9 protein-coding genes and 2 tRNA genes are annotated in these 13,209 nt (G+C 64.1%); 5 read left to right on the forward strand and 6 right to left on the reverse strand.

All coding sequences use genetic code 11. From position 1 onward, the window contains the following. Positions 1 to 465: 465 nt before the first annotated feature. From EPD66_RS20975 to trxA, 4 genes are read right to left on the reverse strand one after another with little or no spacing between them, the layout of a single operon-like run. Positions 466 to 843 (reverse strand): gamma-butyrobetaine hydroxylase-like domain-containing protein, encoded by a 378-nt coding sequence (locus EPD66_RS20975; protein ID WP_142850499.1) that lies wholly within the window; start codon positions 841 to 843, stop codon positions 466 to 468. A gap of 5 nt (positions 844 to 848) precedes the next feature. After that, a complete protein-coding gene (locus EPD66_RS20980; RefSeq protein ID WP_142850500.1) occupies positions 849 to 1,058 on the reverse strand; it encodes a Trm112 family protein in 210 nt (69 codons plus the stop codon). A gap of 25 nt (positions 1,059 to 1,083) precedes the next feature. Continuing rightward, on the reverse strand, positions 1,084 to 1,758 hold the full coding sequence (locus EPD66_RS20985; RefSeq protein ID WP_142850501.1) for an LON peptidase substrate-binding domain-containing protein: 675 nt from the start codon (positions 1,756 to 1,758) through the stop codon (positions 1,084 to 1,086). 13 nt (positions 1,759 to 1,771) lie between these two features. Next, positions 1,772 to 2,692: a thioredoxin gene (gene trxA / locus EPD66_RS20990; RefSeq protein WP_142850503.1), complete on the reverse strand. Its 921-nt coding sequence runs from the start codon at positions 2,690 to 2,692 to the stop codon at positions 1,772 to 1,774. A 245-nt stretch (positions 2,693 to 2,937) separates the two neighbouring features. On the opposite strand from trxA, the gene EPD66_RS20995 reads away from it, so the two are divergent. The 5 genes from EPD66_RS20995 (at position 2,938) to EPD66_RS21015 (ending at position 10,327) form a co-directional block, all read left to right on the forward strand. Then, positions 2,938 to 3,012: transfer RNA gene (locus tag EPD66_RS20995), tRNA-Gly, on the forward strand. 155 nt (positions 3,013 to 3,167) lie between these two features. Beyond that, positions 3,168 to 3,242 (forward strand) — tRNA-Gly (locus tag EPD66_RS21000). An 88-nt stretch (positions 3,243 to 3,330) separates the two neighbouring features. Next, positions 3,331 to 3,684, forward strand: coding sequence for a hypothetical protein (locus EPD66_RS21005; RefSeq protein ID WP_255448602.1), 354 nt, complete (start codon positions 3,331 to 3,333; stop codon positions 3,682 to 3,684). 218 nt (positions 3,685 to 3,902) lie between these two features. Further along, positions 3,903 to 8,723: an NAD-glutamate dehydrogenase gene (locus tag EPD66_RS21010; RefSeq protein WP_142850505.1), complete on the forward strand. Its 4,821-nt coding sequence runs from the start codon at positions 3,903 to 3,905 to the stop codon at positions 8,721 to 8,723. A gap of 320 nt (positions 8,724 to 9,043) precedes the next feature. Further along, on the forward strand, positions 9,044 to 10,327 hold the full coding sequence (locus EPD66_RS21015; protein ID WP_142850506.1) for an MFS transporter: 1,284 nt from the start codon (positions 9,044 to 9,046) through the stop codon (positions 10,325 to 10,327). 591 nt (positions 10,328 to 10,918) lie between these two features. Here EPD66_RS21015 and purH read toward each other — a convergent pair. Together purH and gmhB are read right to left on the reverse strand one after the other, a co-directional pair. Further along, positions 10,919 to 12,496: a bifunctional phosphoribosylaminoimidazolecarboxamide formyltransferase/IMP cyclohydrolase gene (purH, locus tag EPD66_RS21020; RefSeq protein ID WP_142850508.1), complete on the reverse strand. Its 1,578-nt coding sequence runs from the start codon at positions 12,494 to 12,496 to the stop codon at positions 10,919 to 10,921. A gap of 130 nt (positions 12,497 to 12,626) precedes the next feature. Next, complete coding sequence (gene gmhB / locus EPD66_RS21025; protein WP_142850509.1) at positions 12,627 to 13,202, reverse strand: D-glycero-beta-D-manno-heptose 1,7-bisphosphate 7-phosphatase; 576 nt, start codon at positions 13,200 to 13,202, stop codon at positions 12,627 to 12,629. Positions 13,203 to 13,209 lie beyond the last annotated feature (7 nt).

Genomic DNA, 13,209 nt, shown 5'->3' on the forward strand with positions numbered 1-13,209 from the left:
GCAGCGGCGGCGGCACAAAAAATGCCGTTAGAAGAGGCGGTCAAACCTCGCTTCTAACGGCATCGGCAGGAGTCCAAAAACTCTGTCGGAGAAGTCCAAAATCGGAAACCGCGCTACACCTTTGGGCCGCTCCACCCTTCGAGACGCCGCTTCGCGGCTCCTCAGGGTGAGGCTAATTCCTTATTATTATCAAGCAGATAAACCTCATGATGAGGAGGGCCGTAGGCTCGTCTCGAAGCATGATAAGCGCTCAAGCCCATCTGTGTTTATCTGTGTTCATCCGTGTCTTTTAACCCTCTGCGGAAAATCTTCTGTTTTCATCGTCATTCCCGCGCAAGCGGGAATCCATGCTGCCGCAGCATCGGGATTGAGCGGTTCGCGTCTTCACAAGCTCCCACATGGACCCCCGCTTTCGCGGGGGTGACGATGCGGTGCAGACAGAGTCGGCTTTTCCGCCGCCCGCCTCTACGGATCGCGGCTCTTGCCGGCCTTTTCCAATTCGGCCAGATAATTCGCCCAGATCTCGTCCTGGCGCTCGCCCAGGTCGTAGAGGAAGTCCCAGGTATAGATGCCGGTATCGTGCAAATCATCGAAGGCGATCTGCACGGCGTAATTGCCGACCGGGCTCATCTGCATGATGCCGACATGGCGGCGGCCCGAGACCAGCACCTTCTGGCCCGGCCCATGGCCCTGCACCTCGGCAGAGGGGCTTTCGACGCGCAGGAGTTCGGCCGGAAGGCGGAAGGTCTTGCCGTCCTCGAACACCACTTCCAGGACCTTTTCCTGGCGCTTGTTGCGGATTTCCACCGGCCAATGGCGGGTGCCGAACTGTTCCTCGGCCATGGTCGTTACCCTATCATCGGCTGGGAATCGGGGTCCAGCGGGCGGGCCTCGTCCACCAGCATGATCGGAATGCCGTCGCGGATGGGATAGGCCAGGCCAGCTTTCTCGCTGATCAGTTCCTGGCGTTCGGCATCGAAGCGCAGGGGTTCCTTGGTCAGCGGACAGACGAGGATTTCCAGAAGCTTGGGGTCGGGTCCTGCACTACGCTGGCTCATGAGACGGTTTTCCTTATGAGTCTTGTTATTGGGGCATGTTCCCGGCAGGGCCGCCGGCAAGGGCCATTTCCATCAATGTGACCATGGCCGAGGCGCGTTCGGCCAGGGTGGGCGCTTCCAGCAGGGCCTGCTTTTCTTTGGGTTCGAACGGACAGATCATAGCCAGGGTCGTGACCAACGCCAAGTCCGAGGCGCTGTCGATGACCTGCCAGTCCACCTTCATTCCCACGCGGTGCAGATAGGGCTTGAGCATCTTCACCAGCTGGTCGCGGGAAAAACCGGTGGCGGCCAGGGTTTCCAGGTCGTCGGCATATTCGCTGAAATCGGGCCGTACGCGGCGGTAGCCGCCTTCGGCCTGGGGCAGTTCCTCGGCAAGGCGGAAGCGGGCGACGCCGGTCAGCACGATCAGCAGCCGTCCGTCGGCGGTTTCCTCGAAGGCCGAGATGCGCCCGGCGCAGCCGACGGAATAGACCGGCTGCACTTGATCGGAGCGTTCGGGCGCGGTGGGCTGGATCATGCCGATCAGCCGCTGGGGATGGCGCAGGGCGTCCAGCGTCATCGCCAGATAGCGCGGCTCGAAGATGTTGAGCGGCAGCCGGCCACGGGGCAACAGCAAAGCCCCTTCCAGGGGGAAGATGGGCAATTCGCCCGGCAGGTCCTGGAACTGGGGCAGGAACGGATCGTGGGCCGGCGCGCTCATGGGACCTCCGATCTTACGAGAACAGCACTCTCGACAGGCGCTTGCGGCCCTGGACGGTCAGCGGATCGGAATTGCCGAAGGCCTCGAACAGCTTGATCAGCTGCTTGCGGGCGGCTTCCTCGTTCCAGCTCCGGTCGCGGCGGATGATTTCCAGCAACTCGTCCACCGCCGTTTCGCGCTGCCCGCCGGCATAGGCCGCCATGGCGAGGTCGAAGCGGGATTGATGGTCGTCGGGATTATCCGCCACCTTGCGGCGCAGCTCGGCGATGTCGCCCGCCTCGCCCGCCTGTTCGGCCAGTTCCAGCGCCGCGCGCACGGCCTGCACCTCGGCATGCTTGGCCAGGTCGGGGGGAAGCTGGGACAGCAGGTCGCGGGCGGCATCCACCTGGCCGGCGGCCATCTGGGCCCGCATGATGCCGGCATAGGCCGGGGCGTTGGTGGGGTCCTGGGCCAGCACTTCCTGATAGATCTGCAGGGCCGTCTCGAAATCACCCTCGGCGACGAAGGTCTTGGCCTCTTCCAGCGCTTCTTCCAGTCCGCCGCCGGCGGCATCGCCGATCAGGCGCTGGATGAAGGATTTCAGCTGGCTTTCCGGCTGCGCGCCGACAAAGCCGTCCACCGGGCGGCCGTTCTTGAAGGCGTAGACGGCGGGAACCGACTGCACGCGCAATTGCGCGGCCAGTTCCGGGTTCTTGTCCACGTCGATCTTGACCATGCGCACGGCGCCCTTGGCCTGGCGCACCAGCTTTTCCAGGACCGGGCCGAGCTGCTTGCACGGGCCGCACCAGGTCGCCCAGAAATCGACGATCACCGGTGTCGTCATCGAGGCTTCGATGACATCGGCGGCGAAGGTGGCGATGCTGCCATCCTTGATGACATCGGCGGGGGCCTGTCCGGCGCCTGCCTGGGCCGGGTTATTGAACAGGATGTCCATAAATAAGATCTTTCCTGGTTTGATCGTCCCTGGAGCTTCATAGATGGCCTGACCGGCCACGACTGGCAAGCGCAAAGCGCCTGGGAAATGCGCCCTTTCGCGTGATCGTTCAGGGCATCCCGACGGGCGCGGGAGGCGGCTTTCCGGCCATTGGGGAAAAAAGCAAAAAAGTGCTTGCGCGGCGTTTGGCTTTGAGTATTATCCGGGGCCTCAGCCGGTACCCACCGGCGGAACGGAAAGACGAAGCGGGCGTAGCTCAGGGGTAGAGCACAACCTTGCCAAGGTTGGGGTCGAGGGTTCGAATCCCTTCGCCCGCTCCAATTTCCGGGAAAAAGCAAAAGGCCGGGTCGCAGGACACCGGCCTTTTGCTTTTTATGCTTTTCGCCGCAGCCTTGATTTCTGTGCTTGCACGGCGGCGAAGTTTGCGTATTATCCGCCGCCTCAGCCGGCACCGACCGGCCGACGGAAAGACGAAGCGGGCGTAGCTCAGGGGTAGAGCACAACCTTGCCAAGGTTGGGGTCGAGGGTTCGAATCCCTTCGCCCGCTCCAATTTCCGTCAGCGAAAGCAGAGGTCTTTCGCCGCCCTTGCCCGGGTATCGAGGCTGGACAGCCATTCCCCTTCAGAAGGATCGTTCCCGTGGATCAAGAGCTCGCCAGGCTGCGCGCCGAAATCGAGGCATTGCGTGCCGAGAATGAGAGATTGCGCGAAGAAGTCGAAGCCCTGCAGCAGGAAAACGACGACCTGCACTTCGATGCCGACCTCGATGCCTGCCATCTTGCCGGACTGATCGCCCAGGCCCGCGCGGTGATCGCCGAAGGCGATGCCTGCCCCAACAAGGCCGCCCATCCCTTGCTCGAACGCGCTGAATTCATCAACAGCCGCACCGGCGAGAAGATGATCAAGACGCGTTCCTATCCCCTGTTCCGGGAAGGCTTCGACGCCGAGGCGCGCGAGCTGGGCATCGACGATCCCGAGAAATACCGCGGCTGATTCCATCGGCCGCCGCGCGGCCGGACGGCAGAACGCGCCCGGATCCGGGACCTGATCCGGGCGGGAAGGATATTCCACACCCGCAACGATAGATGCAGTAATTTCCCGCCTTGTAAATTTCTGAGCACATGCCAGCCTTTAAGGCAGTTTCCGCCTAAGCGGGAACGATCCAGAGGGTTGTGAAAACCCGGCGCTTCCGGTGAAACGAGGAGCCGAGCATGGCTTACAGAGTGGAACATCTGAAGGAAGACCTGATCGAGAAGGTGGCGGGGCTGGCCCGCCAGCGCCTTGGCACGGACAAGACGGACGAGGCTGAATTCTTCATCCGGCGCTATTTCTCCAACGTGCCGGTCGATGACCTGCCCCATGACGCCGAGTCGCTTTACGGTTCCGCCCTGGCGCTGCTGACGTTCATGCGACGCCGTCCGCCCGGAACGCCGCGCCTGCGGGTCTTCAATCCCAATCTGGAAGAACATGGCTGGGTGTCCGACCACAGCGTGGTCGAGATGGTCAATGACGACATGCCCTTCTTGGTGGATTCGGTCACCGCCGAACTGAACCGGCTGGGCCATGGCGTCCACATGGTGGTGCATCCCATCCTGCCGGTGCGGCGCGACGAGGAAGGCAACTTCCTGGGCTTCGCCGAGGGCGAGGCCGAGGGAATGCTGCTGGAATCGGTCATCCATATCGAGATCGACCAGATTTCCGGGGAAGAGCATCTGGCCGGGCTGGCGCGGTCCCTGGAACGGGTACTGGCTGATGTGCGCGTCGCCGTCGAGGATTGGCCAAGCATGCGCCGCCTCGCCGCCGATGTGGTCACCGAACTGGAAGAACCTCCGGCGGGCCTGGCGCGCGAGGACGTGGACGAGGTCCGCGACTTCATCACCTGGCTGCACGACGATCATTTCACCTTCCTCGGCTATCGCCTGATCTGCATCTCCGGCGACGACCCGGTCAGGATCGGTTTCGACCAGCAGGCCGGACAGGGCATCCTGCGCGATCCCTCGGTGCGTCTGTTCGACGAGGAACGCAGCCTGTCCGACATGCCCGGCGAGGTGGTGTCCTTCCTGCGCGACCCCGATTTGCTGCTGATCACCAAGGCGGGGCGCCATTCCAGCGTCCACCGCCCGGTGCCCATGGATGTGGTGGGAGTGAAGCGTTTCGACGCGCAGGGCCGGGTGGTGGCGATGCATGTCTTCGCCGGGCTGTTCACGTCTAGCGCCTATACCCGCAGCCCCGCCGTCATTCCCGTCCTGCGGCGCAAGATCGACCGCACCATCCGCCGCGCGGGCTTCCGTCCCCTGAGCCATGACGGCAAGGCCCTGCGCAACATCCTGGAGACCTATCCCCGCGACGAATTGTTCCAGAGCGAGGATGAGGAATTGTTCGCGACGGCCATGGGCATCCTGCATCTGCAGGAACGCCAGCGCGTGGCGCTGTTCGTCCGCCGTGACCGTTTCGAGCGCTTTATCTCCTGCCTCGTCTACGTGCCGCGCGACCGCTATGACACCGCCTTGCGCCAGGCCGTCCAGCGTATCCTGGAAGAGGCCTTCAACGGCAAGGTGACGGCCTTCTATACCCAGATGGCCGACAGTCCCCTGGCGCGGCTGCATTTCATCGTCTCCACCACGCCGGGCGAGGCCGCCCATCCGCATCTGCCGGAAATCGAATCCCGTCTGACCGATGCGGCGCGGGACTGGACCGACCATCTGCGCGATGTGCTGATCGCCGCCAGCGGCGAGGAACGGGGGCTGGCCCTGGCCCGGCGCTACGGCAAGGCCTTTCCGGCCTCCTACCGGGAACGCCAGGGCGTGCAGGCGGCGGTGGCCGATATCGAACGGGCTGAGGAAGTGCTGGCCGGCGCCCCCCTGGCGATGACTCTCTACCGCCCGATCGAGGCCGCCGAATACGAGGCGCGCTTCAAGCTCTATCACGCCCGCCGCACGGTGCCGTTGTCCCAGGTCCTGCCCATGCTGGAGAATATGGGCTTCCGCGTCATCAGCGAGGTACCCCACCATCTGTGGCCCGAAGGCAGCGGCGACAGCGTGTGGATCCACGACTTCCACATGGAGGCGGTCGATTACGGGGCGATCGATATCGGCAGCCTGCGGGCCCGCTTCCACGAGGCCTTCGCCCGTATCTGGTCGGGAGAGCTGGAGAATGACGGCTTCAACCAGCTGGTCCTGCGCGCGGGCCTGACCTGGCGCGAGGTCACGCTGATGCGGGCCTACGGCAAGTATCTGCGCCAGCTGGGATCGCCCTACAGCCAACAGGCCATGGAACGGGCCCTGGCGGTCAATGCCGAGGCGACGGGCGCCATCATCGCCCTGTTCCGCGCCCTGCTCGATCCCGACAAAGCCGATGCCGCTGAGGCCGAGGCGATCCGGGAAAGGCTGGATGCCGTGCTGGACAAGGTGGAAAGCGCCGATGACGACCGCATCCTGCGCCGCTTCCTCAATCTGGTGGAAGCCACCCTGCGCACCAATTTCTGGCAGACCGGCGCGGATGGCGGGTCGAAGCCCTATCTGTCGCTGAAGATCGACGCGGCGCGGGTCGAGGATATGCCGCTGCCCCGGCCTTTCGCCGAAATCTTCGTCTATTCCCCCCGTGTCGAGGCCGTGCATCTGCGTGGTGGCAAGGTGGCGCGCGGCGGCATCCGCTGGTCCGACCGGCGCGAGGATTTCCGCACCGAGATCCTGGGGCTGATCAAGGCCCAGCTGGTCAAGAATGCGGTGATCGTCCCGGTGGGGGCCAAGGGCGGCTTCGTGGTCAAGAATCCGCCCGTCGGCGGCGGGCGCGAGGCGGTGATGGCCGAGGGGATCGAGTGCTACCGCATCATGATGCGCGGCCTGCTCGACATCACCGACAACCTGACGCCGGACGGCGTGGTGCCGCCGCCGCAAGTGACGCGGCGCGATGGTGACGACCCCTATCTGGTGGTCGCCGCCGACAAGGGCACGGCCACCTTCTCGGATATCGCCAACGGCATCGCCCGGGAATACGGCTTCTGGCTCGACGATGCCTTTGCCTCGGGCGGGTCGAAGGGCTATGACCACAAGGCCATGGGCATCACCGCGCGCGGCGCCTGGGAAGCGGTGAAGCGCCACTTCCGGGAAATCGGGGTGGATATCCAGTCCCAGGATTTCACTGTTGCCGGGATCGGCGACATGTCGGGCGACGTCTTCGGCAATGGGATGCTGCTCTCGCCGCATATCCGGCTGGTGGCGGCCTTCGACCATCGCCACATCTTCATCGATCCCAGCCCGGATGCCGCCCGCAGCTTCGAGGAGCGCAAGCGCCTCTTCGCCCTGCCGCGTTCGAGTTGGGCCGATTACGATCCCTCGCTGATTTCACAAGGCGGCGGAATCTTCCCCCGGACCGCCAAGTCCATTCCCGTCTCGCCGGAAATGCGCGCCTTGCTCGATCTGAAGGGCGAATCGATTTCGCCGATCGAGCTGATCCGCGCCATCCTGACGGCCAGGGTGGACCTGCTGTGGTTCGGCGGCATCGGCACCTATGTCAAATCCTCGGCGGAAAGCCAGGCCGAAGCCGGGGACCGCGCCAATGACGCCCTGCGCGTGGATGGCCGCGACCTGCGGGCCAAGGTGGTGGGCGAGGGGGCCAATCTGGGCGTCACCCAGTTGGGCCGCATCGAATACGCCCTGAAGGGTGGACGCATCAATACCGATGCCATCGACAATTCGGCGGGCGTCGATACCTCGGACCACGAGGTCAACATCAAGATCCTGCTCAACGAGATCGTGGCGACCGGCGACATGACCGGCAAGCAGCGCGACGAACTGCTGGCCGCCATGACCGACGAGGTGGCGGAGCTGGTGCTGCGCCACAACTACCTGCAGACCCAGGCCATCACCCGGATCGAGGCCCAGGCCCCGGAAATCTTGGACCAGCATGTGCGGCTGATGCGCATGCTGGAAAAGGCCGGGCGGCTGAACCGGGCCATCGAGTTCCTGCCCGATGACGAGGCCCTGGCCGAGCGCGCCGCGGCCCATCAGGGCCTGACCCGGCCCGAGATCGCCGTGATCTTCGGCTATTCCAAGATCTGGCTCTATGACCAGCTTCTGGCCGGGGACCTGCCCGACGATCCGTTGCTGGTGGAGGATCTGGAGCGTTATTTCCCCGCCGTCCTGGCGGAACGCTTCCAGCCGCGCCTGCGCAATCACCGTCTGCGGCGCGAGATCGTGGCGACCCATGTCACCAACAGCATGATCAACCGCGTCGGCGGCACCTTCGTCACCGAGATGATGGATCGGACCGGCGCGTCCCCCACCGATGTGGCCCGCGCCTATATCGTCGCCCGCGATGCCTTCGGCCTGCGTGAAATCTGGGACGCCATCGAGAAGCTGGACAACCAGGTTCCCGCCGCCGTCCAGACCGCCATGGCGGTCGAGGCCAACCGCCTGATCGAGCGGGCCACTGCCTGGATCCTGCGCTATGGGCCCAAGCCGCTGGAAATCTCCCCGGCCCGGGCCGAACTGGCACCGGGGCTGGAGGCCCTGCGGTCCTGTTTCGACGAAATTCTGCCGCAGAGCTTGGCGGAATCCGTGGGGCAGCGGGCACAGGAATATATCGGCCAGGGCGTGCCGGAAGAACTGGCGCGGCGGGTGGCCAGCCTGGTGGTGTTGGCGTCGGGCTGCGATATCGTCCGCATTGCCGCCAGCCGGGACTTGGTGGTGGCCGAGGCCGGGCGGCTTTATTTCGCCGTCGGAACACGGTTCGGCCTGGGCTGGCTGCGCGGGGCTGCGGAACATATTCCGGTGGTCGGGGGATGGCAGAAACTGGCCGTCGCCGCCATGATCGAGGAACTTTACGCCCATCAGCGCGATATCGCCCGCGCCGTCGCCGATTCCACCGACCGGGATCTCAGCCCCGAGGAGGCCGTCACCGCCTGGGCGGAGCACCAGAGCGGGCGGGAGCGCACCGAGCAGCTTCTGGCCGAACTCCGCCTCGCCGGACAGGTGGACCTCGCCATGCTGGCCGTGGCGAACCGGCAGTTCCGCGCCTTCTGTGAAGGGTAAGAGGCAGGGAAAGGCTGCGGAAACGCCTGTTTTCATCGTCATTCCCGCTTTCGCGGGGGTGACGATGCGGACAGACGGAGTCGGCTTTTTCCGCAGTTGTATAAGAGGCGCAGATGGACACAGATAAACACAGATGAAGGTTTGATGTTTTTCTTCCTTCTTTCTTGAAGAGAGAGGGAAGGGAATTTTCATAAAGAATTCATCTGTGTTTATCTGTGCCCATCTGTGTCTTGAAATAAAGTCCCTCCACCACTGGAAGGGTGACGGATTCGGGGCCATCTTCTACCTTGCCGCTGGAAAGGCAGGGGAAGGAAGGGTCAATGAGCACAGTCGCACCCATAGCCGGTAAAGGCCGGAGGATTTCGGCCGTCCTGGCCTGGTGCCTTTACGATTTCGGCAATTCCGCTTTTCCCACCGTCATCGTCACCTTCGTCTTTGCCGCCTATTTCACCACGGCGGTCGCACCGACGCCGGAAGAGGGCACCGCGCTGTGGGGCAATGCGATGGCGGTGGCTGGGCTGACCATGGCGCTGTTCAGCCCGGTCTTCGGCTCCATCGCCGACCAGGGCGGACGGCGGAAGCCCTGGCTGGGAACCTTCACCTTCCTTGCCATCGTCACCACCGCCGCGCTGTGGTTCGTCGAGCCCGATCCGTCCTTCATCTGGCTGGCCCTGGTGCTGCTGGTCATTGCCACCTTCACCCAGGAAACCGCCTCGGTCTTCTACAACGCCATGCTGGGTGACCTGGCGCACAAGGACTGGTATGGCCGAATTTCCGGCTGGGGCTGGGGGCTGGGCTATTTCGGCGGGCTGAGCTGCCTCGTGGTGGCGCTGTTCGTGCTGATCGAGGCGGAGACCCCGCCCTTCGGCCTGGACCCGGATTCGGCGGAACCGGTGCGGGCGGGGGCCCTGCTGGTGGCCTTGTGGTTCGCCGTCTTTTGCATCCCGCTCTTCTTCCTGACACCGGATCGTCCGTCCACCGGAATCGGCCCGGTTACGGCGGTGCGCCAGGGGTTGCGGCAGCTTTACACGACCATCCGCAACGCCCGCTCGGAAAAGCAGTTGCTGCGCTTCCTGATCGCCCATGCCCTCTATACCGACGGTCTGAACACGCTGTTCGCCTTCGGCGGCATCTACGCTGCCGGCACTTTCGGCATGAGCGTCAGCGAGATCATCATCTTCGGCATCGCCATCAACGTGACTGCCGGGCTGGGGGCGGGGCTGTTCGCCTTCATGGACGACAAGGTGGGATCGAAGCCTACCATCCTGGTCTCGCTGGCCGGTCTGTCGTTGCTGGGCGGCGGACTTTTGTTCGTCGAAAGCCATTTTTGGTTCTGGGTGCTGGCCCTGCCGTTGGGCCTGTTCGTCGGCCCCACCCAGGCGGCCAGCCGCTCGCTGATGTCGCATCTGACGCCCGACCATCTGCGCGCCCAGATGTTCGGCATCTATGCCCTGTCGGGCAAGATCACCTCCTTCATCGCCCCGGCCCTGCTCGCTTGGACGACCGCCTATTTCGCCAGCCAGCGTGCCGGCATGGCGACCATCCTGATCTTCCTGATCGGCGGCGCACTGATCCTGTGGCCGCTGCGGCCGGTGAAGAAGTAGCAAGGTTCGGGGGGAGCCTCTTCCATCCTTCAAAGAGACACAGATGAAGAGGGATGGACACAGATGCACACAGATAAGGAAAGAGGTCTTTTCTGGCGGACGCAGGGCGGCGCCCTGCGGAGAAAGAGCCTGGAATGCTCGTGGTCCGCCTTCACCTTTCGAGACGACCACTACGTGGTCTCCTCAAGATGAGGCTAATCAACAGATCGACCAAAGCCCAAGACCATCTGTGTTTATCTGTGTTCATCTGTGTCTGATAAAAAATTCCATGCTTTTCTTTTACAGGCGGAGCCTCTTCCATTCTTCAAAGAGACACAGATGAAGAGGGATGAACACAGATGCACATAGATAAGAAATGAGGTCTTTTCTGGCGGACGCAGGGCGGCACCCTGCGGAGAAAGAGCCTGGAATGCGGCCCGCTCAGGGTGAGGCTAATTCCTTATTCCGTATCAATAAGATAAGCCTCATGCTGAGGAGGGCCGGAAGGCCCGTCTCGAAGCATGAATAAGCGCCCAAGCCCACCCATGGCTCATAAAAAAGGCCCCCGTGCTTTCCGTTGCACGGGGGCCTTTTCGTTGGATGCCGGGGTGATCAGTGGCGGAAGTGGCGCATTCCGGTCATGACCATCGCCAGGCCCTTTTCGTCGGCGGCGGCGATGACTTCCTCGTCACGGACCGAACCGCCGGGCTGGATGACGGCGGTGGCACCGGCTTCGGCGGCGGCGAGCAGGCCATCGGCGAAGGGGAAGAAGGCGTCGGAGGCGACCACCGAGCCCACGGTGGCGGGTTGGGCGAGGCCGGCCTTCTCAGCGGCTTCACGGGCCTTCCAGGCGGCGATGCGCGAGGAATCGACGCGGCTCATCTGGCCGGCGCCGATGCCCACCGTGGCGCCGTCCTTGACGTAGACGATGGCGTTGGACTTGACGTGCTTGCAGATGCGGAAGGCCAGCAGCATGTCGGCCAGTTCCTGTTCGGTCGGCTGGCGCTTGGTCACGACCTTCAGGTCGGCGGCGGCGATACGGCCGTTGTCGCGGCTTTGCAGCAGATAGCCGCCCGACAGCGAACGCAGGGTCATGCCCGGCTGGGACGGGTCGGGCATGCCGCCGGTCAGCAGGACGCGCAGGTTTTTCTTGGCGGCGAAGAGCTTGCGGGCGTCTTCGTCGGCATCGGGCGCGATCACCACTTCGGCGAACAGCTTGGCGATTTCCTCGGCGGTGGCGGCGTCCAGGGTGCGGTTGACGGCGATGATGCCGCCGAAGGCCGAAACGGGATCGCAGGCCAGGGCGCGGGCATAGGCAGTCTTCAGGTCTTCGCCGACGGCGACGCCGCAAGGATTGGCGTGCTTGATGATGGCGACGCCCGGCTGGTCCAGTTCGGCGACCAGTTCGAAGGCGGCGTCGGTGTCGTTCAGGTTGTTGAAGGACAATTCCTTGCCCTGAAGCTGCCGGGCGGTGGCGATGCCGGGACGGGCCTGGCCGCCGACATAGAAGGCAGCCTGCTGATGCGGGTTCTCGCCGTAGCGCAGGGTCTGCTTCAGTTCGGCGCCGACGGCGATGCGGCGGGGGAAGGGTTCGCCCAGCTGTTCGGCGAACCAGGCAGAGATGGCGGCGTCATAGGCGCCGGTGCGGGCATAGGCGGTGGCGGCGAGTCGGCGGCGCAGTTCCAGCGTGGTGGCGTTGCCATTGGCGCGCATCGCCTCCATGACCACCGCGTAATCCTCGGCATCGACGACCACGGTCACGGCATCGTGGTTCTTGGCTGCCGCACGGATCATGCCGGGGCCGCCGATGTCGATATTCTCGATGCAGGTCTCGAAATCGGCGCCCTTGGCGACGGTGGCCTCGAAGGGATAGAGGTTGACCACCAGCAGGTCGATGGGGGCGATGCCATGCTGGGCCATGGCCGCTTCATGCTCGGCATTGCCGCGGATGCCCAACAGGCCGCCATGGACCTTGGGATGCAGGGTCTTGACGCGACCATCCAGCATTTCGGGGAAGCCGGTATGCTCCGACACGTCCTTGACCGCGATTCCGGCATCGCGCAGGGCCTGGGCGGTGCCGCCGGTGGACAGGATCTCGACGCCCTGTTCCGCCAGGAATCGGCCAAACTCGATCAACCCGGTCTTGTCGGAGACGGAAAACAGGGCGCGGCGGATAGGGATGTCGGTCATGTCTCTGGACTCCAGCGTGGAAATGGTCCCGGCGATAGAAAGGCGGCGGTATAGCACGAAGCAGGGCCGCCGTCAGGGGCGCAAATGAGGTCCGGGCGACGGGGATTGCCGCGGGAATGCAAAAGGGTGTTCACCCTGCCGAAGGAGCCTGGAATTCCATCGTTTCCTGTGTCAGGAGGCGCTCGATCATGGCCGAGGCCTGCAACAGGTCGTCGAGGACGAAATCGGGCATCGCTTCGCCGGCCTTTTCGGTTTCCGTGCCATAGCCGGTGCGCACCAGGATGGTGGTGGCGCCGACCGCCCGGCCCAGGGCGATATCGGCGGCCTTGTCGCCGATGACGAAGGCTTGGGAGGGATCGAAGGCCAGTTCGGCGGCGGCGCGCCGCACCAAGCCCGGTTCGGGCTTGCGGCAGTCGCAGCCGTCCTTGGTGCCATGGGGGCAGACATAGATGCCGTCCACCGTCACGCCTTCGGCCCGCAGCAAGTCTTCCATCTGGCGATGGATGGCGGCCAATGTTTCGAGATCGAAATAACCACGCGCCACGCCCGATTGATTGGTGACGACGGCGATGCCCATGCCCAGCTTGCGGAAACGGCGCAAGGCCTCGCCCGTGCCGGGGATCAGTTCCAGTTGGGCGGGATCGGAGAGGTAGTGCTTCTCCACGTTCAGGGTGCCGTCGCGGTCGATCAGGGCAAAACGTTTCATTCCGGGC

It is taken from the genome of Telmatospirillum sp. J64-1 (assembly GCF_006980715.1).
In the GTDB taxonomy this organism is placed as follows: Bacteria; Pseudomonadota; Alphaproteobacteria; order Rhodospirillales; family Magnetospirillaceae; genus Oleiliquidispirillum; species Oleiliquidispirillum nitrogeniifigens.